This is a genomic window from Enterococcus sp. DIV2371 (genome assembly GCF_050498525.1).
Lineage (GTDB): Bacteria > Bacillota > Bacilli > Lactobacillales > Enterococcaceae > Enterococcus_B > Enterococcus_B mangumiae.
The window spans coordinates 2,567,780-2,587,894 of sequence record NZ_JBIPAJ010000001.1 but is presented as its reverse complement, the minus strand read 5'-3'; the positions used below and the strand labels follow the sequence as shown (position 1 = coordinate 2,587,894).

At 39.2% G+C, this 20,115-nt stretch carries 29 protein-coding genes; 23 read left to right on the top strand and 6 right to left on the bottom strand.

What is annotated here, in order from left to right; all coding sequences use genetic code 11:
- Positions 1–267: 267 nt before the first annotated feature.
- The 12 genes from IGL24_RS12100 to sufB all read left to right on the top strand — a co-directional run bounded on the left by IGL24_RS12100 (position 268) and on the right by sufB (position 11,500).
- Entirely contained in the window at positions 268–1,089 is an 822-nt protein-coding gene (locus tag IGL24_RS12100) for a LysR family transcriptional regulator (RefSeq protein WP_207699957.1), read from the top strand.
- A 175-nt stretch (positions 1,090–1,264) separates the two neighbouring features.
- Positions 1,265–2,452 carry an FtsW/RodA/SpoVE family cell cycle protein gene (locus IGL24_RS12095; RefSeq protein WP_206855148.1) on the top strand — a complete coding sequence of 396 codons (1,188 nt, stop codon included), beginning with the start codon at positions 1,265–1,267 and terminating at the stop codon, positions 2,450–2,452.
- Positions 2,453–2,458: 6 nt separating this feature from the next.
- Positions 2,459–2,815, top strand: a complete 357-nt coding sequence (locus IGL24_RS12090; RefSeq protein ID WP_206855145.1) for an arsenate reductase family protein — start codon at positions 2,459–2,461, stop codon at positions 2,813–2,815.
- Position 2,816: 1 nt separating this feature from the next.
- Entirely contained in the window at positions 2,817–3,155 is a 339-nt protein-coding gene (locus IGL24_RS12085) for a glycine cleavage system protein H (RefSeq protein WP_207115798.1), read from the top strand.
- A gap of 384 nt (positions 3,156–3,539) precedes the next feature.
- Positions 3,540–4,574 carry a methionine ABC transporter ATP-binding protein gene (locus IGL24_RS12080; RefSeq protein ID WP_206855184.1) on the top strand — a complete coding sequence of 345 codons (1,035 nt, stop codon included), beginning with the start codon at positions 3,540–3,542 and terminating at the stop codon, positions 4,572–4,574.
- Entirely contained in the window at positions 4,567–5,253 is a 687-nt protein-coding gene (locus IGL24_RS12075; RefSeq protein WP_207115797.1) for a methionine ABC transporter permease, read from the top strand. Before IGL24_RS12080 ends, IGL24_RS12075 begins: the two co-directional genes overlap by 8 nt.
- A gap of 23 nt (positions 5,254–5,276) precedes the next feature.
- On the top strand, positions 5,277–6,125 hold the full coding sequence (locus tag IGL24_RS12070; RefSeq protein WP_207115796.1) for a MetQ/NlpA family ABC transporter substrate-binding protein: 849 nt from the start codon (positions 5,277–5,279) through the stop codon (positions 6,123–6,125).
- A 212-nt stretch (positions 6,126–6,337) separates the two neighbouring features.
- Positions 6,338–7,111 carry a Fe-S cluster assembly ATPase SufC gene (gene sufC, locus IGL24_RS12065; RefSeq protein ID WP_195339005.1) on the top strand — a complete coding sequence of 258 codons (774 nt, stop codon included), beginning with the start codon at positions 6,338–6,340 and terminating at the stop codon, positions 7,109–7,111.
- 14 nt (positions 7,112–7,125) lie between these two features.
- On the top strand, positions 7,126–8,415 hold the full coding sequence (gene sufD / locus IGL24_RS12060) for a Fe-S cluster assembly protein SufD (RefSeq protein ID WP_206855137.1): 1,290 nt from the start codon (positions 7,126–7,128) through the stop codon (positions 8,413–8,415).
- Positions 8,412–9,647: a cysteine desulfurase gene (locus IGL24_RS12055; protein ID WP_207699958.1), complete on the top strand. Its 1,236-nt coding sequence runs from the start codon at positions 8,412–8,414 to the stop codon at positions 9,645–9,647. Before sufD ends, IGL24_RS12055 begins: the two co-directional genes overlap by 4 nt.
- The gene (sufU, locus tag IGL24_RS12050; RefSeq protein ID WP_019723681.1) at positions 9,634–10,104 is read left to right on the top strand and encodes a Fe-S cluster assembly sulfur transfer protein SufU; all 471 of its coding nucleotides are present in this window, start codon (positions 9,634–9,636) and stop codon (positions 10,102–10,104) included. The genes IGL24_RS12055 and sufU overlap by 14 nt, the downstream gene beginning before the upstream one ends.
- A gap of 4 nt (positions 10,105–10,108) precedes the next feature.
- Entirely contained in the window at positions 10,109–11,500 is a 1,392-nt protein-coding gene (gene sufB / locus IGL24_RS12045; protein ID WP_207699959.1) for a Fe-S cluster assembly protein SufB, read from the top strand.
- A gap of 85 nt (positions 11,501–11,585) precedes the next feature.
- Here sufB and IGL24_RS12040 read toward each other — a convergent pair whose 3' ends face one another.
- From IGL24_RS12040 to IGL24_RS12025, 4 genes are read right to left on the bottom strand one after another with little or no spacing between them, the layout of a single operon-like run.
- On the bottom strand, positions 11,586–12,758 hold the full coding sequence (locus tag IGL24_RS12040; protein WP_086335101.1) for a site-specific integrase: 1,173 nt from the start codon (positions 12,756–12,758) through the stop codon (positions 11,586–11,588).
- Positions 12,759–12,809: 51 nt separating this feature from the next.
- The gene (locus tag IGL24_RS12035) at positions 12,810–12,983 is read right to left on the bottom strand and encodes a hypothetical protein (RefSeq protein ID WP_206855130.1); all 174 of its coding nucleotides are present in this window, start codon (positions 12,981–12,983) and stop codon (positions 12,810–12,812) included.
- A 53-nt stretch (positions 12,984–13,036) separates the two neighbouring features.
- Entirely contained in the window at positions 13,037–13,441 is a 405-nt protein-coding gene (locus IGL24_RS12030) for an ImmA/IrrE family metallo-endopeptidase (RefSeq protein WP_206855127.1), read from the bottom strand.
- Positions 13,442–13,450: 9 nt separating this feature from the next.
- A complete protein-coding gene (locus tag IGL24_RS12025) occupies positions 13,451–13,786 on the bottom strand; it encodes a helix-turn-helix domain-containing protein (RefSeq protein ID WP_126134307.1) in 336 nt (111 codons plus the stop codon).
- 305 nt (positions 13,787–14,091) lie between these two features.
- Between IGL24_RS12025 and IGL24_RS12020 the strand changes: the two genes are divergently transcribed.
- Genes IGL24_RS12020 through IGL24_RS12005 form a run of 4 tightly spaced genes read left to right on the top strand, consistent with a single transcriptional unit; the run spans position 14,092 to position 15,811 of the window.
- The gene (locus IGL24_RS12020; protein ID WP_169058977.1) at positions 14,092–14,295 is read left to right on the top strand and encodes a hypothetical protein; all 204 of its coding nucleotides are present in this window, start codon (positions 14,092–14,094) and stop codon (positions 14,293–14,295) included.
- Positions 14,296–14,298: 3 nt separating this feature from the next.
- Positions 14,299–14,607, top strand: a complete 309-nt coding sequence (locus tag IGL24_RS12015; protein WP_206855124.1) for a DUF771 domain-containing protein — start codon at positions 14,299–14,301, stop codon at positions 14,605–14,607.
- A gap of 17 nt (positions 14,608–14,624) precedes the next feature.
- Entirely contained in the window at positions 14,625–15,401 is a 777-nt protein-coding gene (locus IGL24_RS12010; protein WP_096081727.1) for a phage antirepressor, read from the top strand.
- 11 nt (positions 15,402–15,412) lie between these two features.
- Positions 15,413–15,811, top strand: coding sequence for a hypothetical protein (locus IGL24_RS12005; RefSeq protein ID WP_096081726.1), 399 nt, complete (start codon positions 15,413–15,415; stop codon positions 15,809–15,811).
- On the opposite strand, the gene IGL24_RS12000 is transcribed toward IGL24_RS12005, so the two are convergent.
- Complete coding sequence (locus IGL24_RS12000) at positions 15,808–16,077, bottom strand: hypothetical protein (protein ID WP_023520241.1); 270 nt, start codon at positions 16,075–16,077, stop codon at positions 15,808–15,810. The genes IGL24_RS12005 and IGL24_RS12000 overlap by 4 nt on opposite strands.
- 188 nt (positions 16,078–16,265) lie before the next feature.
- Between IGL24_RS12000 and IGL24_RS11995 the strand changes: the two genes are divergently transcribed.
- Together IGL24_RS11995 and IGL24_RS11990 are read left to right on the top strand one after the other, a co-directional pair.
- Positions 16,266–16,454, top strand: coding sequence for a hypothetical protein (locus IGL24_RS11995; RefSeq protein WP_010733950.1), 189 nt, complete (start codon positions 16,266–16,268; stop codon positions 16,452–16,454).
- 260 nt (positions 16,455–16,714) lie between these two features.
- Positions 16,715–16,891, top strand: coding sequence for a hypothetical protein (locus IGL24_RS11990; RefSeq protein WP_206855121.1), 177 nt, complete (start codon positions 16,715–16,717; stop codon positions 16,889–16,891).
- Here the strand turns inward: IGL24_RS11990 and IGL24_RS11985 are convergent.
- Positions 16,888–17,214 carry a hypothetical protein gene (locus tag IGL24_RS11985; protein ID WP_206855118.1) on the bottom strand — a complete coding sequence of 109 codons (327 nt, stop codon included), beginning with the start codon at positions 17,212–17,214 and terminating at the stop codon, positions 16,888–16,890. The two genes, IGL24_RS11990 and IGL24_RS11985, sit on opposite strands and share 4 nt — an antisense overlap.
- A 165-nt stretch (positions 17,215–17,379) precedes the next feature.
- Between IGL24_RS11985 and IGL24_RS11980 the strand changes: the two genes are divergently transcribed.
- From IGL24_RS11980 to IGL24_RS11960, 5 genes are read left to right on the top strand one after another with little or no spacing between them, the layout of a single operon-like run.
- Positions 17,380–17,721, top strand: a complete 342-nt coding sequence (locus tag IGL24_RS11980) for a hypothetical protein (protein ID WP_206855115.1) — start codon at positions 17,380–17,382, stop codon at positions 17,719–17,721.
- Positions 17,714–18,388: a DUF1071 domain-containing protein gene (locus tag IGL24_RS11975; RefSeq protein WP_206855112.1), complete on the top strand. Its 675-nt coding sequence runs from the start codon at positions 17,714–17,716 to the stop codon at positions 18,386–18,388. The genes IGL24_RS11980 and IGL24_RS11975 overlap by 8 nt, the downstream gene beginning before the upstream one ends.
- Positions 18,389–18,393: 5 nt before the next feature.
- On the top strand, positions 18,394–19,080 hold the full coding sequence (locus tag IGL24_RS11970) for a putative HNHc nuclease (protein WP_206855110.1): 687 nt from the start codon (positions 18,394–18,396) through the stop codon (positions 19,078–19,080).
- Positions 19,081–19,083: 3 nt separating this feature from the next.
- Complete coding sequence (locus tag IGL24_RS11965; protein WP_206855107.1) at positions 19,084–19,830, top strand: helix-turn-helix domain-containing protein; 747 nt, start codon at positions 19,084–19,086, stop codon at positions 19,828–19,830.
- 12 nt (positions 19,831–19,842) lie between these two features.
- Complete coding sequence (locus IGL24_RS11960) at positions 19,843–20,115, top strand: hypothetical protein (protein ID WP_242543248.1); 273 nt, start codon at positions 19,843–19,845, stop codon at positions 20,113–20,115.

The following is a 20,115-nucleotide window of genomic DNA, read 5'->3' as shown; positions in this document are numbered from 1 at the left end:
AATAAAAGACAAGCTCGTTGCAACGATAAGTAGCCAACGATGAAAACTGCTTGTTACGAAGAATAGTAAAGTTTTTCAATGGGAAAAAACAAATCGCATGGATACTTCTCCTTATCGTTGCAGTAAGCTGTCTGGAAGGTTGTGCGGTGTGTGTAACTGAAGGTCTCACAACCGTTTCCTTACACTGTTCATTATAGAGTCTTTTTGATATATTTAAATCAAATAGTTATTATAGTTACTATAAAAAAAGATAATGGAAGTGGTTAGATGTTTAAATTATTAACAACTTTTCGTGTCGTCTATGAAACAAGAAATTTTTCTCGAACCGCTGAATTGCTCTATTTGTCTCAACCTGCTGTGTCAAATCAGATCAAACAATTGGAACGAGATTTAGGGGTGGAGCTTTTCCAACGCAATGGGCGACAGGAAATGAAGCCGACAAAGCAAGCTGATTTACTGTATGAACGGACACTGGTCTTATTAGAAGAATGGGAGAAGACGCAGCAACAATTAGCGGATGAAAAAAATGAGGAGGAAATGTGTCGGATCGTTGCTTCCCATACGTTTGCTGTTTATGTATTGCCCCAATTGATGAAAGAATTGCTCGTGCGTTTTCCAAAAATCAACTTCTCGATTGCTTTTGCAAATTCTCATGAAAGTTTGGATCAAGTGGCAAAACATGAAGCTGATTTTGGTTTTATCGAAAAACCTTTAGAGACAACAGGGGTCCAACGATTTTCTTTGCTTGAAGACGAATTAGTCGTCGCAGGTGACCCCAAGAGCGAACTGTGGTTAGTCAGAGAAACGTCTTCAGGCGTGTTTCATTACACGCAACGCTATTTTGAAGAAAAGAATATCCAAGGAAAGAAAATGCGCGTAAAAAGCAATGAAGTGATTGTGGCAATGTTGAAAGAAGGCATTGGTCGTTCTTTGTTATCTAAACGAGCAGTACCAGCAGGAGTACACGTTGAACCGTTAGCTGAATCTCGGCAGTTTTATTTGATTCAGCGGACCCATCTGACATCTGAACGCCTATTAGAAGTAGGAAATGAGATCCTGAACTTTTATGAGAAGGAAAAGATGATTTAAAAATAAAGAGAACTTAGTCCTTCATTCTTGTGCTTCTCTCGCTTTTATCTTAAGAAAGAATAAAGAGAAACGAATAAGATTAATTTTTCGCAAATCTCATTTGCTTTGGCTTTCATTTATAGAAGGAGACAGCTATAATATAGGGCAGTATGGTTTTTAGGAAAAGGGATGAAAAATGGAAAAAAAAATAAAAACTTCAAATGATAACCGTATCGATTACGGAGTCATTCTACCGGTATTTTTATTATGTTTGATTGGGATTTTATCCTTATATGTTGCATTGACACATGATCCAAACGGGCCTTCAGTGGCTAGAGGTGTGGGCATGCAAATTATTTGGTACATCGTTGGCGCAATCGCGATTGCTGTCGTCATGCGGATCAACTCGAAATGGATCTGGAAATTAACGCCTTATCTGTATGGGGCAGGGTTACTGGTCATGGGGTTGCTTTTGAAGTTTTACGATCAGAACTTAGCAGCAAGTACCGGTTCAAAAAACTGGTTCCGCTTCGGTAATGTCACTTTCCAACCAGCCGAGCTGATGAAGATTGCCTATATTTTGATGTTGGCATTGATCGTAACGAAGCACAACACGCAAGTCAAAGTTCGGACACTCAAATCTGATTTTTGGCTGATTGCGAAACTGATGATCATTTCGATCCCTGTGATCACCTTAGTCATGGCACAACGAGACTTCGGAACGATGCTTGTCTTTCTAGCAATTTTTGGTGGCGTCTTTTTGATGTCTGGGATTTCTTGGAAAATCATCGGACCGGTTTTTGCTTTTGCATTTATTGTCGGTGCTGGCACGATTTTTCTTGTAACGACAGAATCAGGAAGAGAGTTTCTTTATACTGTAGGGTTTAAGTCTTACCAATTTGCTCGGATCGATTCATGGCTTGATCCATTTCATGATACGTCAGGCTTTAGTTTCCAACCGGCCCAAGGGATCTTAGCGATCGGGACAGGTGGGATGTTCGGAAAAGGCTTCAACGTCAGCAACATCTATGTGCCAGTCAGAGAATCAGATATGATTTTTACTGTCATCGGTGAGAATTTTGGGTTTATCGGTGGCGCGTTTGTCATTTTCTTGTATTTTATTTTGATTTATCGTATGATACGTGTCTGTTTCGATACCAATAATGAGTTTTATGCGTATATCGCAAGTGGTTTGATCATGATGCTCTTATTCCATGTGTTTGAAAACATTGGGGCAAATATCGGTTTACTACCATTAACAGGGATTCCATTACCATTTATCAGTCAAGGTGGTTCATCGATCTTAGGAAATATGATCGGGATCGGATTGATTTTATCTATGCGTTATCAAAACGAAGCACCGGTAAAAAAATCTAGGAGGTAACGCAAGTTGTTTACTTTTTATGAGTACCCAAAGTGTTCGACTTGTCGAAAAGCTAAGGCTTGGCTCGACAACCATCAAGTGGCGTATCAAGCGATCGATATGGTCAAAGATACCCCGACAGCAGAAACGATCGAATCATGGTTGAAGCATTCAGATGTTGCGCTTCGCCGTGTCTTTAATACAAGCGGGATGAAGTATCGTGAACTTGGTCTAAAAGATCAAATCGACGAACTATCGATCGCAGAAGCAAGTCAGCTGTTAGCGACAGATGGCATGTTGATCAAACGACCATTGATCGTCAAAGACAATCAATTAGTCACAATCGGTTTTAACGAAAAAATATATGAAGGAGCATTTAATTAAAATGGCTGGGAAACACTTAAAGAAGAAAGATAACCTTTGGATTTTATTTAATGGAAAAGAATACTGCGTAGGTTTGACAAAAGAAGCGCAAGAAGATCTAGGCGAGATCACATTTGCTAACTTACCGAAAATCGGCAAATCCTATCAAGCAGGCGATGCACTAGTTGAAGTAGAAGCAGAAAAAGCAGTGACTGAATTTGCAAGTCCATTGTCAGGAACAGTTTCATCTGTCAATGAAAAAATCGGCGAAAATATCGCAGTTTTGAATGATGAAGATGAAATGACTGCTTGGTTATTGAGTTTTAAAGATGTCGATGCAGCAGAATTCGACGCATTATAAGAACGAAAGTGTTCAAATAAACGTTTGACACCGATTCTTGTAACTGCTATAATCATAAACAATCATAACGAAAGCTTTGATAAGAAGAGTACATGTCACAGATGTTTCAAGAGAGCCCGGTTTGCTGTGAAAGGGTAACGGAAATGAGATGGAAGATGGTCTTAGAGCAGAGTGAGTGAGCGCAAGCAAACTGACTACGGGAGTGCCCGTTATAGCACAGCAGTATGCGACTAGAGTCAAGTACTGATCGAGGTTGTTATTGTGAAATAGCAGCGAATCAAGGTGGTCACACGGAAGTCTAAACTTTCGTCCTTTTGCTAAGCGCAAAGGACGGAAGTTTTTTTGTTGCCTAAGAGAAAATCAGAAAAGAAAGATGTGAACGATATGTCATTGATCCAATTGACGAATGTCAAGAAAACATTTGGCGGAAAACATGGTACGATCCACGCTATCAACGACGTTTCACTACAAGTGGAACAAGGTGATATTTACGGTATCGTCGGTTATTCCGGTGCGGGTAAGAGTACCTTAGTCCGTTTGTTGAATGGCTTGGAATTACCTACGGATGGTCAAGTAATTGTCAACGACCAAGACATTACCAAATTAAAAAACAAAGAATTACGAGTATTTCGTAAAAAAATCGGCATGATTTTTCAACATTTCAACTTGTTGTGGTCACGTACCGTATTAGAAAATATCCAGTTACCGCTAGAATTAGCCGGTGTACCAAAACAACAACGGAAAGAAAGAGCGGAAGAATTGCTCCGTTTAGTCGGTTTAGAAGGACGAGGCCAAGCCTATCCTGCACAATTATCCGGTGGACAAAAACAAAGAGTCGGGATTGCTCGTGCCTTAGCAAATGACCCGGAAATCTTACTTTGTGATGAAGCCACTAGTGCGTTAGACCCGCAAACAACAGAAGAAGTTTTAGATCTATTGTTGGCAATCAACAAAAAATTGAATTTAACGATCGTGTTGATCACGCATGAAATGAACGTTATCCGTAAAATCTGTAACAAAGTAGCAGTAATGGAACGTGGGCAAGTCGTTGAAGAAGGCGATGCGCTATCCGTCTTTCGTCATCCACAACAAGAAGTGACGAAACGCTTCGTCCAACAAGACATCGAACCAGAAGCCGAATCTACGGAGTTATTGGCAGAGTTGATCAAAGAAAATCCTGATGGTCGTTTAGTGACATTGACTTTCAATGAAACGAATGCCAACGAACCAGTGATTTCTCAAGCGATCCGTCGCTACAATGTCGATATCAACGTCGTTTATGGGAAAATCAAACAAACGAAAGAAGGCTCGTTTGGTTCACTGACTACCTTGATGATCGGAGAGGAAAAAGAATTGGACCAAGCAGAAACTTTCATTAAAGAACAAGGCGTCGGAGTGGAGGTGATCCATCATGGATAAAAGCTTCACAGAAACGTACCTTGATTTCAGCCAAATCAACATGGAAACGATGCAACAAGCCATCATGGACACGTTATACATGACGTTGATCTCCATGGTTTTAGTGACACTTATCGGGTTGATCCTCGGCTTAATCCTTTATTCGATCGGTCGTAAAAACAAACCTTATGCACGGATCATTTACGGAATCGTTTCGATCATCAGTAATATTTTCCGTTCGACACCATTCATGATCTTGATGGTCTTGATCATTCCCTTTACGAAAGCTATCGTGGGAACGATGCTAGGCGCACAAGCAGCGATTCCAGCGCTAGTCTTATCCGCTGCACCTTTTTATGCTCGGCTTGTAGAAATTGCCTTTCGAGAAGTCAGTCCTGGCGTGTTAGAAGCCGCGGATGCGATGGGCGCGAGTTATTGGGAAATCATTTGGAAAGTCTTGATCCCTGAAAGTGTGCCAGCTTTGATTTCAGGCTTGACTGTTACCACGATCTCGATGATCGGTTTCACTGCCATGGCAGGAGCAATCGGTGCCGGCGGTCTAGGTGGCTTGGCTTGGCAAGAAGGTTACCAACGTGGTAATTTAACAGTGACTTTTGTCGCTACCTTGATTATTTTAGTCATCGTATTTATTGTTCAAGGAATCGGGGATTTCTTAACGAAGAAAACAGATAAAAGATAGTAGGAAATAGGAGGATATAGGATATGAAAAAGAAAATTTTTGGATTTGCAGCAACACTTTTACTGACAGTCGGATTAGCCGCATGTGGAAACGGCGGAAGCAGTAGTGATTCATCAAACGCATCAGACGATACAACCTTGAAAATCGGCGCATCACCAACGCCACATGCGGAAATCTTAGAGCATGTGAAGCCAATCTTGAAAGACGAAGGCATTGATTTAGAGATCGTCAAATTTGACGACTATGTCTTGCCAAACCAAGCATTATCAGAAGGCGATATCGATGCGAACTATTTCCAACACATTCCTTACTTGAACAAAGAAATTGAAGAAAAAGGGTACGATTTTGTCAATGCAGGTGCTGTCCACATCGAACCAATGGGCTTGTACTCACAAAAAATCAAAGACATTTCTGAATTAGAAGATGGCGCAACGATCATCACATCAAATTCAGAATCTGACTGGGGCCGTATCATCACGATCTTGAAAGACGCTGGTTTAGTCACAGTCAAAGACGGTGTTGATTTAGAAACAGCAACATTCGATGATATTGATGAAAATCCTAAAAACTTGAAATTCAATCACACGATCGATCCAGCATTATTGGCTTCTACTTACCAAAATGACGAAGGCGATCTAGTGGCCATCAACGCAAACTTTGCTTACGGTGCAGGATTGAATCCGTTAGAAGATGCGGTATTACTAGAAAAAGACAACTCACCATATGTCAACATCATTGCGACACGTAAAGGCGACGAAGACAGCGACAAGATCAAAAAATTGATCGAAGTGCTACACCAAGAAGACGTTCGTCAATGGATCGAAGAACAATGGGAAGGCTCCGTGAAATCTGTCGATGCGGATGCGAAATAAAACAGGTAAAGTCTGGGAATTTTTCCCAGACTTTTTTTGAGAAAAAACGAACAGAAATTATTTTATTTAGTTTATAAAGATTATCAATTAAAAACGATGATTTATTTGAAATAAATCGAAATTATGACATTTTTAACTGGTTGAGGCGTTGCGCTTCATTCTCAATTAGTCTAAAATAAGTGAGAACGAATCAGAATATGGAGGGAATTTGCATGTCTGTCTTAGAAATAAAAAACCTACATGTGTCAATTGAGGACAAGAAGATCCTTAAAGGCGTGAATTTAACAATGAAAACAGGGGAAATCCATGCCATCATGGGTCCGAACGGAACAGGTAAATCGACCTTGTCTGCTGCGATCATGGGAAATCCGAATTATGAAGTAACTGAAGGCGAGATCCTTTTTGATGGACAAAATGTCTTAGAGCTAGAAGTAGACGAACGTGCGCGTTTAGGACTGTTTTTAGCCATGCAATACCCAAGTGAGATCCCAGGAATCACCAATGCCGAATTTATGCGTGCAGCCATCAATGCGACTCGTCCAGAAGACGACAAGATTTCTGTCATGTCATTTTTGAAAAAATTAGATGAAAAAATGGCACTTTTGAATATGCCAGAAGAAATGGCTGAACGTTATTTGAACGAAGGCTTTTCTGGTGGGGAGAAAAAACGAAATGAGATCTTACAATTATTGATGTTAGAACCAACATTTGCGATTTTAGATGAAATCGATTCTGGTTTAGATATCGATGCACTGAAAGTCGTAGCAAAAGGTGTGAACGAAATGCGTGGCGACAACTTTGGCGCGTTGATCATCACGCACTACCAACGCTTGTTAAACTACATCACACCTGACGTGGTCCACATCATGATGGAAGGTCGTGTCGTGATGACTGGCAGTGCAGATCTAGCAAAACGCTTAGAAGCCGAAGGATATGCGGGCATCAGTAAAGAATTAGGAATCGACTACAAAGAAGAAGAAGCGTAAGGAGGAGCACATCTATGAAAGACAATAAATGGCTCGATCATCTTGACGCTGTCACAGATTTTTCATTCAGTAAAGGCGAACCAGAATGGATGACGACGCTTCGTCAAGAGGCATTGAAAAAAGCAGATGAACTACCCTTGCCACAAATCGAGCGTGTGAAATTCCATCGTTGGCCATTGTTTTCAATCAATGAGTTGACTGACAAGATACCTGAAACAGGGAATGTTGCTGCATTCGATGCGATGAAAGACAACCCCTTAGTCGTGCAACAAGGTACCCTGACTGTCTTTGAACAATTATCTGCCGAACTTGCGGAACAAGGAGTGATCTTCACAGATCTATTCACTGCGATGCAAGAATACCCTGAATTAGTCCAAGAGTATTACATGACAAAAGCTGTGGAAATGGATGAAGACCAATTAACTGCGCTTCATGCGGCATTCATGAACAGTGGCTTGTTCTTATATGTACCAAAAAACGTAGTGATCAAAGAACCGATCGAATCCTTGTTTATCCAAGAAGGCACAGTAGCGCAACACTTCTTTAAACACGTATTGATCGTCGCAGATGAACATAGTGAATTCTCTTACTTGGAACGTTTCCAAACAACTGGAGAAGAATTACAAAAAATCTCTGGGAACATCATCGTTGAAGTCATTGCCAAAGCTGGCGCAAAAGTCAAATATGCAGCAGTCGATCAATTAGGCGTAAACGTCACGGCTTATATGAACCGTCGTGGCCACATTTTACGTGATGCCTTTGTAGACTGGGCGATCGGAGTCATGAATGACGGCAATATCGTCGCCGATTTTGATTCAGATCTAGTCGGTGAAGGCGGACATGCTGAAGTCAAGATCGTTGCGATCAGCTCAGGAAAACAAACGCAAGGAATCGATACACGTGTGACAAACAAAGCACCACATACGATCGGTCATATCTTGCAACATGGCGTGATTCGAGAACGCGGAACGTTGACGTTCAATGGAATCGGTCATATCTTGAAAAAAGCCAAAGGCGCCGATGCCCAACAAGAAAGCCGTGTCTTGATGCTTTCAGACAAAGCACGAGGCGATGCCAATCCGATCTTGTTGATCGATGAACACGAAGTCACAGCAGGACATGCCGCAAGTGTCGGTCGTGTCGATCCAGAAGAAATGTATTATTTGATGAGTCGCGGCTTACGAAAAGAAGAAGCAGAACGTTTGGTCATTCGTGGTTTCTTAGGCTCTGTCCTAACTGCGATCCCAGTAGAAGCGGTGCGCAAAGAACTAGTGGCAGTTATTGAAGGGAAGTTAAATGTATGATTTCTCCAGAACAAATCCGTCAAGATTTCCCAATCTTATTTCAGGAAGTCAATGACGAACCCTTGGTGTATTTAGACAATGCAGCGACTACGCAAAAACCAAAACAAGTGTTAGCGACCATGACTCATTATTACTCCGCCAACAATGCCAACGTCCATCGTGGCGTGCATACGTTAGCCGAGCGAGCAACCCATGATTATGAAGCTGCCAGAGAAAAAGTTCGCCGTTTTTTGAATGCCCAAGAGACTGCCGAGATCATTTTCACACGTGGAACAACCACCAGTTTGAACTGGGTAGCGCAAAGCTACGGTGACGCCTTTGTCAAAGCCGGTGATGAGATCGTGATCTCTTATATGGAGCATCATTCCAACATCATTCCTTGGCAACAACTGGCAAAACGAACTGGCGCCATTTTGAAATACATCGAATTGACCGAAGAAGGATTTCTTGACCTCGAACATGCTGCATCGATCATCACAGAAAAGACAAAGATCGTATCTGTCGCCCATGCATCCAATGTGTTAGGTGTCATCAATCCGATCCGAGAGTTGGCAACGATCGTTCATGCAAAAGGCGGGATTTTGGTTGTCGATGGTGCGCAATCTGCCCCACATATCAAAATCGATGTTCAATCTTTAGACTGTGATTTCTTTGCCTTTAGCGGACATAAGATGTGCGCAACGACCGGAACAGGTGTATTATATGGAAAACGGAAATGGTTGGAACAAATGGAACCCGTTGAATTCGGTGGAGAAATGATCGACTTTGTGGGCCTACAAGACAGCACATGGAAAGAACTTCCATGGAAATTTGAAGCAGGCACACCGAACATTGCCGGTGTGATCGCACTCGGCGCAGCCATCGATTATCTTGAATCCATTGGTTTAGCAGGCATCCATCAATATGAAGCCGAACTAGTTGGGTATGTCTTACCTAAACTACAAGCAATCGAAGGCTTGACGATCTATGGACCCAAAGACCCAGCGCATCGTACAGGCGTGATTTCCTTTAATTTAGAAAATCTACATCCTCATGATGTAGCGACAGCCCTTGATATGGAAGGCGTCGCTGTTCGTGCCGGTCATCATTGCGCCCAACCATTATTGAAGTATCTAGGCGTTGCTGCGACAGCTCGTGCTAGCTTTTATCTTTATAACACAAAAGCAGATGCCGATCGTTTAGTCCAAGCAATCCTTGCAACAAAGGAGTTTTTCCAATATGGCGCTATCTAAATTAGACAATCTTTACCGTCACGTGATTTTAGATCATTCATCCCATCCACATCATCGTGGCAAATTGACGGAGTCTACGAACACGATCGAAATGAATAATCCCACCTGTGGGGATGTCATTGAATTACAAGTCGAGATCAAAGACGGCAAAATCAACAATATCGCCTTTGACGGTAGTGGTTGTTCCATTAGTACAGCCAGTGCTTCGATGATGACAGACGCTGTCATTGGCAAAACAATTGCAGAAGCAGAGCAATTGACGGACGACTTTTTACTACTCGTCCAAGGAAAAGAAGTCGCAGACCTTGAACCACTAGGGGACGCCGCCATGTTAAGTGGCGTCGCAAAATTCCCTGCTCGCATCAAATGCGCGACACTTGCCTGGAAAGCACTAGGCAAAGCAATGGAAGAAGACGGTACTGCAACCGTCCATCATGAGCACAAGGAAAAGGAGTGAGCAAATGGGCGTACCAGAATTAGAAGAATATAAATTTGGTTTCCATGACGACGTGGAACCCGTTTTTAGTACAGGAGAAGGCTTGACCGAAGAAGTCGTTCGGGAAATGTCACGAATCAAAGAAGAACCAGAATGGATGTTAGAGTTCCGTTTGAAATCCCTAGAAGCATTCAACAAAATGCCCATGCAAGATTGGGGACCAGACTTATCTGACATTGATTTCAATGCGATCAAATACTATCAAAAACCAAGTGACCGACCAGCCCGCGATTGGGATGACGTACCAGAAAAAATCAAAGAAACCTTTGAACGAATCGGTATCCCAGAAGCCGAACGTGCTTACTTAGCCGGCGCTTCTGCCCAATACGAATCAGAAGTCGTGTACCACAATATGAAAGACGAATTCGAAAAACTCGGCATCGTCTTTACCGATACAGATTATGCACTAAAAGAGTATCCTGAACTATTCAAAGAATACTTTTCAAAACTTGTGCCACCAACAGACAATAAACTAGCCGCATTAAACTCAGCTGTTTGGTCAGGCGGTACCTTTATCTATGTACCAAAAGGCGTCAAAGTCGATGTCCCCTTACAAACCTACTTCCGAATCAACGCCGAAAACACCGGCCAATTCGAACGTACGTTGATCATCGTTGACGAAGGCGCAAGCATCCACTATGTCGAAGGCTGTACTGCACCAACCTATTCAAGCAACAGCCTACACGCAGCCATCGTGGAAATCTTTACCCGTAAAGACGGCTACTGCCGCTATACAACAATCCAAAACTGGTCCGACAACGTTTATAACCTCGTAACCAAACGAGCAAAAGCCTACGAAGGCGCAACCGTTGAATGGATCGACGGCAACTTAGGAGCCAAAACAACCATGAAATACCCAAGTGTCTACTTAGACGGACGAGGCGCACGAGGCACCATGCTATCCATCGCATTTGCCGGAGCCAACCAAATCCAAGACACAGGCGCAAAAATGATCCACAATGCACCAAACACTTCAAGCTCGATCGTCTCAAAATCAATTTCAAAAGACGGCGGCGAAGTAAACTACCGAGGCCAAGTCACCTTTGCAAAAGACAGTGCCGGCTCGATCTCTCACATCGAATGCGATACCATCATCATGGACGAATGGTCCAAATCGGATACCATCCCATTCAACGAGATCCACAACAGCCAAGTCTCGTTGGAACACGAAGCAAAAGTCTCCAAAATCTCAGAAGAACAACTCTACTACCTCATGAGCCGCGGTTTGACCGAATCCGAAGCCACAGAAATGATCGTCATGGGCTTCGTCGAACCATTCACCAAAGAACTACCGATGGAATATGCGGTAGAGTTGAACCGGTTGATTAGTTATGAGATGGAAGGCAGCGTTGGTTAAGGTTAAATTACCAATGATTTCAAGCTTTTCATGGGGTGGGTGATTGACATTTGCCACAAATTTGCCACAAAAATAATAAAAAAATTTAGGAGTGCTCTTTGAGTGCTCCTTTTTCGTTCATATAGTTTTGGTAGAGTTTTAAAGAATCATCTTCGATTTTTTCTGTAATGTGCATATAAATGTCAGCAGTCACACTTATAGTGCTGTGCCCAAGTCGAGTACTGACATACTTTATGTTTGCCCCGGATTCTAGTAAATGAACTGCATGGCTATGCCGCAAAGCATGAGGGGAAAGTACAGGGACATTCGCACGTTCACATGTTTTATAGAAAAATTCTCTAACAACTGAATGGCGCAAATAGTTGCCGTTTTCGTTTGAAAATACCATAGATTCATTTATTGGGCTATCGTATGATCGATACCTCAAAATACATTCATTCTTGTTTATTTTATGTTTCTTTAGCAGGTGAACAAGACGATCATCAATTTTGATCGTACGAATACTTGTTTTTGATTTAGGTGGCGTAATTATGGAATTGTTATGATCATCGTAAGATAGTGATTTGTTTACTGATAATTTATCTCCGTCAATATCTGACCACTCTAACGCCAAAGCTTCGCCTAATCGGAGACCAGTACTCGCTAACAGGTAGAATAAGACGTAATATTGAATAGAATGAGCGTATTTACCTAATTTATAAGAGGATAAGTATTCTAACATTTGAGCAAGCTCATTTTTAGAATAGAATTTCAATTTCTGTTCTTCTTTAGCGGTTGGGAGTTTTATTTTTTTGGCAACATTTTTTTCAAGATAGTTGAGTTCATAGACTGCAGTCTCTAATGCATCGTGTAACACATTTAGATTTGATCGAATTGTGTTTCTTGTTTGTTGCTTTGTTGTGTCTAGGTCATTTACCCACTTAACAATATCTGTACGGGTTATTTCCTTTAAACTCATCATTCCAAACGTAGGTAATATATGAAGTCTTATGGAACGTTCTAACCTAAGATAAGTTGATTGTTTTATATTTGGTTTTTTGTAAACTTCGAGCCAGTCCTCCAAATAGTCGGCCATCAATATGTTATTAGCTCCAATCTGAATACCGTTATTATATTGTCTTTCAAGTTCATTTGCCGCAGCTTGTGCATCCCTCTTTGTTCTAAACCCACTTTTCGAAACTTCTCTAAATTTTCCGTTATCTTTATATCGAATACGAAAACGCCACTTTCCGTTTTCTTGTTGCTTGATACTAGCCATGATAATCAACACCTTTCTTAGACATTCTAGGACTCTAACACTGCTAACTCTCTATCTTAAAAGTCTGTTGTTTTTTACTAACGCAATATCTCCTTCGGATATTTCTATTTGAGACAAAACATCATTTGTTAGTATTAAATTTAAGTAGTTATCCATGTCAATATTAAATTTTGCTTCATTCTGTAGTAAAAAACCGTTTGGTATAATCAAATTTTTTTCGGACATAATGAATCCCTTCTCAAGAATGTATGTTCGTTTTTCGGGCAAAAAAATAATAATTAAACTGCAACTTCGTTTCTTACCATTTCTAAAATAAGATTTCTGATAGTAGATTCGCAATTGTAATCTAGTTCATAGTAGTCCATAAATGAAAAAATGTTTATTTGATATGGATCGATATGACATTCAGATAAAAAATCGTAGAGTAAATTCTCAATCATAAATCGATCAGCTTCATATTCCATTTTAGTTCTGAAATAAAATATCTTGTAGAGCTCAATAAATTCTTTGTGATCTACAACATGCTTTATTTCATGATAAATTGTTCTTCTTCTGTCTTCTTGCGAGAGGCTGCAGTTAACGAAGATAATATGCTCTTCTTCGATATAGCAGCCATCTGATTCCATTTCAACATAAGCAATACCTACGCCACATTCATTAAGTACCGTTTCTAATAACTGCATACACTCACCTCACTTCGAACTTTGTCTACCTTCTATATAAGCGCGAATTGCCGCTCTATCTATCTCGGTTAGTGGTTTACCACCAAAAGTCATAGCGTTGTCGAGCATCTTGTCTAAATCGTCAGGCACACGTTCCTGTATCGGATTAGGGTTGTCTGTGCGTCCTAATAGGTAGTCAGTTGTTACGCCGAAGTAGTCAGCGATAACTTTTAGATTATTGCCACTAGGTACTTTTTTCTTCCAAGAATACAAGTAATTTTTACTGAATCCAGTTCGTTCTTCTAAAGTATTTATAGAAATTCCTTGTTTATCAGCTAGTTTTTTTACTCTATCAAATACCGTCATCTCAAGATTCTCCTCAATAGAGAACACAGGCGATTAAACTTTTGATTAAAATTAATTTGACAATTAATCTATAGTCTAATATACTGTATTCATAAGCTAGTTATTTAGCTAGAAACAAAACTAAATAGTACCAATAAAAATCAAAAAATTTCGAGGTCGGCAAACTTAGAAATACTGATTTATAGGCTTTTTTTCAGTCTTATTTAGCTATGGTTTTATTTTACACTATAGTTTAAAAATGTCAATAATTAGTTTAATTTCTAGCTATATTTCTAGCTTAAATATATGAGAAATGAGGTGACGTTATGGTCATTGAAGATTTTCATGAAATGGTCCTGATTCAAATGAAACGTCAAGATAAAACCTGGAAATACCTTGGCGAATTAATCGGAACTTCACCGACATACGCCAAGCAAATTGTAGAAGGTGTTCAAAAAGGCCCTAAAGCCCAGGAATACAAACGTAAAATTGCCAACGATTTACAGATTGCAATAGTAAAGGGGGCGTAATCTATGTTTCCACAACAAAAACAGTCAGTGACGGTGGATATTCAGGTTAATGACGCTTACTGGAAAGAATATGCAGACACATACCTCAAAGAATTGTTCGAACAGTATTTACGACCACAGTTTTTAACTATTGCTGACATGGAAAAAATTACTCGTAGAAAACGAGCGTGGATAATGGAATACATCGTCGATGACCCATATGTTCGGAAAAACAAGTTAGCTAAAAAAGACACAGATGGTAAATGGCTTTTCGATGCCGAGAATATCCGCCCGTTTTTAAAACGATTATTTGATGATTTACCAGATTATTAGAGAATAGAGGCAACACAATGAATCAACCACAAATTTTTAATTTCGAACAAAACGAGGTTCGAACGGTTTTAGCAAATGATGAACCATACTTTGTAGGGAAAGATGTTGCAACAGCGTTAGGGTTTAAAGATTCGAATAACGCTTTAAAACAACACGTTGAAAATGAAGACAAAATCATAGGGTGCCAAAACACCACCCCATCTTTTAAAGATAAATTAGGAAGGAACCAGTATCCAACTTTAATAAACGAAAGTGGAGTTTATGATTTGATTTTTGGTAGCAACTTGCCGTCAGCAAAAAAGTTCAAACGCTGGGTGACAAGCGAAGTCCTACCAGCAATCCGTAAACACGGTATTTATGCAACAGATGAGTTGCTAAATAACCCAGATTTACTTATCGGAGTAGCAACCAAACTTAAAGAGGAACGTGCTTTACGATTAGTCGCTGAACAACGGGTAAATGAGTTACAACCCAAAGCGGAGTACTATGACAACATTTTAAAAAACAAAAGCCTTATGACAATCAGTATCATAGCTAAAAATTACGGCATGAGCGCAACCAAGATGAACAATCTATTGCATGATTTAGGTGTTCAGTACCGTCAAGGTAATGCTTGGTTACTTTATCGCAAACACCAAGACAAGGGCTACACACATACCGAGATGATCCCAGTACAAGGTAGCGAGAATTTGAAACCTAGTACTAAGTGGACACAACAAGGTCATATTTTTATCTATCAACTTTTGAAGGATAACGGAATACTTCCTTTAATCGAACAAAAACAACTCGCATAGGAGGTAACAGAATGAAAATCAATAAAAAATTAGAGAAAAAATGGCAAGTGTGGGAAACGATGATGGAAGGCGCTGAGATGTTTCTAAATGCTGCAAGAGATTTGGGTTCAACTGTCATAAACGAGGATGATGCTGTTGTTTGCCTAACTAGTGAAAAAATCCAATTAACCATAGAGCAATTGAAAGATGCAAAGGAATTAGTTGAAAAGCTAGAGTTTGCAGAAGAAATAGTAAAAACGCTCCCTACTATTAGAGGCAGTAAGGAGCATCATGAATTGAATGTTGAAAAAGTAACAGATTCTGATGAACAGTCATCTATTTTTTCAGGAATGACTTTTGAAAGGCCGCCAATTTCAAAAAAAGAATACATCGCTCTGTACGAAGATTATGTTAGGCGAGCGAGATTCTAGTAGTTACGGGATTCAAGTTCACTCATAAAACCATCGTTTATGAAAATCTTATCAAATTGTGCAATTGAAAGTCGTACATTTTTTAGCTCTGATGATAGATACGAGTATATTTCTTCAATATTTTTTTCAGATTGAACTAACAATTGATTTTCCAAAACGTGAATCCATGTATCGGGTGACAAAGACTCAATCTTTGCGCGAATCTTGATAGCTAGCTCTGGGTCAGCGACTTCAAGATAACGAAAGCTTATTATATATTTTTTCAATTAGTATTCTCCTTTCGATTATTTCAGCATTGCAGTGCTGATAATTAAATTATACCAAAAAGAAGAATCTCATAGGCACAACAATAACGAGAACCTGCACAAGCAGGGATGAGGAGGAATCAAATTTGATGTCGTAGATAGAATTGCGAATTTTCGACACTGAATACGGATATATAGGAGGTAATTTGATGGCATACACAGTACAACAAGAACACCAAATTCTCAATCTTATAAGGCTACGTAGAAAAGAATTACAGGATGATCGTGCAGCACTCAGAAAAGCCGATGAGCTTTCAGATAGACAAGCAGAGCTGATTGCGAATGAGCTTGAAGATTTACGCAAGTTAGAAATTAAAAATAGGGAGATAAGACTATGAAAAAGACAGACACGCTTTTTATCGGAGTCATTTTAGGTTTACTCGTACTAGTAGCGCACTACAGCGTAGTGGGAGGGAGTATTTTCGCAAGTTTAATGGTTTTGATGAACCTATTAGATTCGAAAGAAAGGAGAACGTATGGATCGAAAAGAAGTTTTGAAGAAAGGAAAAATGATTGCTGATAGATGGTGGTGTGGCAATAAACCAACTTTCTTAAGCCAACAATACATTGACAAGCAAAAAGCATGGAGGAGATAAAAATGAACGAAAAAATGTTAAAACAAATTTTATTTGAACTAAAGAAAACAAATGATTTGCTCCAAGTTATCGCAAGTAACTCAGAGCAAAAAACAACAAATATATCATCGTACAGGCCTGTCACCGTGGAAGAAAAATTTGATAATTGGGAATTATATGAAGAAGAGTACAAAAATTAAAACGGTAAAGAGTCGTCTTCTATAGAAATGAGAGTATTTTCAGAATTATTATTGACTGAAGACATGTCTGTCCATCTAGTTTGCTTACATCTTTTTCGTTCGGCCTCTTGCTCTAATTTTTTCTGTTTCATAATAGCTAAGTTGTTTTTTTGAAAGGCTAACTCAGAAGCACCAAGAATAACTTGTCCATATGAATAGTTATCGTGTTCACTATTTTGAACGATAGACAGAATTCGCCAACCATCTTTTAATAACTCATTTATTACTTTCTTATCTTTGTCGTGGACACTAAAAGTTTCGATATGAAATATATTATCATACATGTATTTTTACCTCTTTCTCTAAAATTATCAAATTGTTTACTTCTAAAGTATATCAAAAAAGGGGAAATATATTAATGCGAGAATTGACCATACTAAAAAAAGACACGATCGCCGGCAAGCAAAATCGTGTCCAAAAATAAATCATAACTAAGGAGATTTTAACATATGGAAAACGAACTTTCCACTCTAGATCAATATTTGACTAACCCCGTTTGGGGAAAAGTGAATATTAAAGAAACAAACAACCAGAAAATCAGACGAAATCTTTTGACGGATGAAGAACTAGCATGTGATCAAGATGATCTGGGAAACTTTATGAGTCTTTGGGATCATATCTATCTTATCCATCTATCAAAACATTCAAATAAACCAGAATATATCTACGTCATCGAAGATGGCTTGATTGATGCGCTTGAAGAGTACGAGAGAGGAAATTTGATCGATATCTCATACTACGGGCAAGGAAAAAAATATATCGCTGATATGGAGGCGAAGTTTTATGAGTGAAGCAAAAAATATCACGAATTTTGAAAAACTATCAAGTAAAAAGTTAGATAAAGTTTTAAAAAAGAAAGGACAGTTTGATTATTTATCGTGGGCACGCGCTTGGGAGATCATGAAAAAAAGTGATCCAAAATCAAGAGTAACGATTAACGAATATAAACACTTTAGTGTTGTTTCAGGAACCCATCAAGATTTTCTTGTGGAAGAGTTTAAACCCTATTTATTAGATGAAACGGGTGTCTATGTTTCGGTGTCTGTAACGATCCATGGAATCACAGAAACTGAGCTTTTTCCAGTAACTGATTATACGAACAAAGCGGTCATAAAACCAAATGCTACTCAGATAAATAATGCACTTAAACGATGTTTTGTTAAGGCCTTAGCGTTACATGGTTTAGGATTGTATGTCTATCAAGGCGAGGATATACCTGCACCACAGAGAATCGACATAAAAAAATTAAATATGTTGGAAGAAATCCTAGGGATATTCAACGAAGAAATGGGAGAAGATATGACTCCGATGTTAATTGATTTTGTAAACGAGCAGACTGCGAAACTAGGGCTGATTGCTGACAATGTGGAAAGTCTTGAACAGTTATCTTATGAACAATGTGGGCTGTTGGAAAGAGCAATTGCTAAAAAACGAAATGAATTAAACAAGAAGAAGTGATGTAAGTGTTTAATTCATTAATCGATTCCTATTCAGCAGTTCTTAGAAAGTTCAATAGAAAAGACATTGCCGCAACAATCAACGAAGAAGTAAACATTGAACGACTTAAAACGATGTACGAAGGCTATGAAGGTGATCGGATCATTGAAATTCGCTTTATTGATCCACGTCGCTTCACGATCCAACAAAGAAATTTCATCTATGTGCTCATAGGGGATATATTCATCGATACGGGCACACCAACGGACTTCTGGAAGGAATTCTTCTATTTCCGTTTTGAAGGTGTCACAGGGCGCAAAATAAGCCTGAAAGATGATTCTAGTACAACCGTGAGCGATGCGAATATCTTAGCGAACATCATTATAGATTTTATTTTTGAACATCATATTCCATTCAAAGAAGGCTATGAAATCTTACCAGCGAATCAAGAATACTACTTCTACAAGTGTATTACGAAAAGAGTCTGTTGTATTTGTGGAAGAACAGGAGCTGACATTGATCACTTCGATAAAGCATTGGGTAGACGAAAACGTAAAAAAATTGATCATTCAGAATACACTTACGCAGGACTTTGCAGAATACACCACACAGAAAAACATCAAATCGGTGTAACTAATTTTAAAAATAAGTACCAAATCAAAGGGATTAAGTTAAATCAAGAAACGATCAAAAAGTTAAATATTGGAGGATAAAAAGTGGATCACAGAGGATATTACGCTATCATACCTGCAAATGTTAGATATGACGATTCATTGATACCTAGTGCAAAACTTCTTTATGGAGAAATCACAGCTTTGTGTAATGAAAAAGGTTATTGCTGGGCTAGTAATGAATACTTTGCCAATCAATACAAAGTAAGTAAGCCAACAATTCAGAATTGGCTAAAGTCACTTGAAGAAAAAGGCTATATCTACCGAGAAGTTAAGTACAAAGAGGGTAGTAAAGAAATCGAGGCTAGGTATATAAGAATTCTTGGTGGGGGTCACCAAGAAAATTTGGCGGGGGGTCATCAAGAAATCTATCAAGATAATAATACATCTATTAATAATACATTTAATAATACAAAAGAATATATAAGAGAGTTACCGCCTTCGAAAAAATCGAAGGCTAAGCCCATCCGTCATAAATACGGGGAATATAAAAATGTTCTCTTGTCAGATGACCAAATGGAGAAACTCAAAACAGAATTCCCTAATGATTATCAAGAAAAGATTGAACGGTTATCCGAGTATTGTGAATCAGCTGGTAAAACTTATAAAAATTACTTGGCCACTATTCGAAGCTGGGCAAGGAAAGAAAAAAGTGAGCCTAAGAAGATTAATAGTAGCTACAAGCGCACAGGAAGACGAGAGACACTTCCTGAATGGGCAATCGACCAAGAAGCCTATCAAAAGAAAAAAGCGCTAGAACGATCAAATAAGCCCCGATGGGATGAAGCGTAAGGGGGAGAAGATTTGGATATTAATTTTGACTACTTAGGATTAATTAAAGAAATCGCTAAGTACAAAAAAGATGAGGAGTATGACATTTTAGGAATCGTACATGATCAACTGGCAGCAGTTAATCTCGAACAGATCAAAAATGATCGTAGATGTTGGGCGAAATTACGTCATTATTATGCTTTTTACATTGATCGTACAAAACTAAGGGAAACAGCTTATATGAAATTGCTTTTTTGGGAATGTATCAAAGGACTAAAAGCACATTTAAGAGAACTCGAAAGATAA

Bases quoted from the DNA above. Each gene is read 5' to 3' on its own strand.
- IGL24_RS12100 (WP_207699957.1), top strand. From the start codon at position 268: ATGTTTAAATTATTAACAACTTTTCGTGTCGTCTATGAAACAAGAAAT.
- IGL24_RS12095 (WP_206855148.1), top strand. From the start codon at position 1,265: ATGGAAAAAAAAATAAAAACTTCAAATGATAACCGTATCGATTACGGA.
- IGL24_RS12085 (WP_207115798.1), top strand. From the start codon at position 2,817: ATGGCTGGGAAACACTTAAAGAAGAAAGATAACCTTTGGATTTTATTT.
- IGL24_RS12080 (WP_206855184.1), top strand. From the start codon at position 3,540: ATGTCATTGATCCAATTGACGAATGTCAAGAAAACATTTGGCGGAAAA.
- IGL24_RS12075 (WP_207115797.1), top strand. From the start codon at position 4,567: ATGGATAAAAGCTTCACAGAAACGTACCTTGATTTCAGCCAAATCAAC.
- IGL24_RS12070 (WP_207115796.1), top strand. From the start codon at position 5,277: ATGAAAAAGAAAATTTTTGGATTTGCAGCAACACTTTTACTGACAGTC.
- sufC (WP_195339005.1), top strand. From the start codon at position 6,338: ATGTCTGTCTTAGAAATAAAAAACCTACATGTGTCAATTGAGGACAAG.
- sufD (WP_206855137.1), top strand. From the start codon at position 7,126: ATGAAAGACAATAAATGGCTCGATCATCTTGACGCTGTCACAGATTTT.
- IGL24_RS12055 (WP_207699958.1), top strand. From the start codon at position 8,412: ATGATTTCTCCAGAACAAATCCGTCAAGATTTCCCAATCTTATTTCAG.
- sufU (WP_019723681.1), top strand. From the start codon at position 9,634: ATGGCGCTATCTAAATTAGACAATCTTTACCGTCACGTGATTTTAGAT.
- sufB (WP_207699959.1), top strand. From the start codon at position 10,109: ATGGGCGTACCAGAATTAGAAGAATATAAATTTGGTTTCCATGACGAC.
- IGL24_RS12040 (WP_086335101.1), bottom strand. From the start codon at position 12,758: ATGGCTAGTATCAAGCAACAAGAAAACGGAAAGTGGCGTTTTCGTATT.
- IGL24_RS12035 (WP_206855130.1), bottom strand. From the start codon at position 12,983: ATGTCCGAAAAAAATTTGATTATACCAAACGGTTTTTTACTACAGAAT.
- IGL24_RS12030 (WP_206855127.1), bottom strand. From the start codon at position 13,441: ATGCAGTTATTAGAAACGGTACTTAATGAATGTGGCGTAGGTATTGCT.
- IGL24_RS12025 (WP_126134307.1), bottom strand. From the start codon at position 13,786: ATGACGGTATTTGATAGAGTAAAAAAACTAGCTGATAAACAAGGAATT.
- IGL24_RS12020 (WP_169058977.1), top strand. From the start codon at position 14,092: ATGGTCATTGAAGATTTTCATGAAATGGTCCTGATTCAAATGAAACGT.
- IGL24_RS12015 (WP_206855124.1), top strand. From the start codon at position 14,299: ATGTTTCCACAACAAAAACAGTCAGTGACGGTGGATATTCAGGTTAAT.
- IGL24_RS12010 (WP_096081727.1), top strand. From the start codon at position 14,625: ATGAATCAACCACAAATTTTTAATTTCGAACAAAACGAGGTTCGAACG.
- IGL24_RS12005 (WP_096081726.1), top strand. From the start codon at position 15,413: ATGAAAATCAATAAAAAATTAGAGAAAAAATGGCAAGTGTGGGAAACG.
- IGL24_RS11995 (WP_010733950.1), top strand. From the start codon at position 16,266: ATGGCATACACAGTACAACAAGAACACCAAATTCTCAATCTTATAAGG.
- IGL24_RS11990 (WP_206855121.1), top strand. From the start codon at position 16,715: ATGAACGAAAAAATGTTAAAACAAATTTTATTTGAACTAAAGAAAACA.
- IGL24_RS11985 (WP_206855118.1), bottom strand. From the start codon at position 17,214: ATGTATGATAATATATTTCATATCGAAACTTTTAGTGTCCACGACAAA.
- IGL24_RS11980 (WP_206855115.1), top strand. From the start codon at position 17,380: ATGGAAAACGAACTTTCCACTCTAGATCAATATTTGACTAACCCCGTT.
- IGL24_RS11975 (WP_206855112.1), top strand. From the start codon at position 17,714: ATGAGTGAAGCAAAAAATATCACGAATTTTGAAAAACTATCAAGTAAA.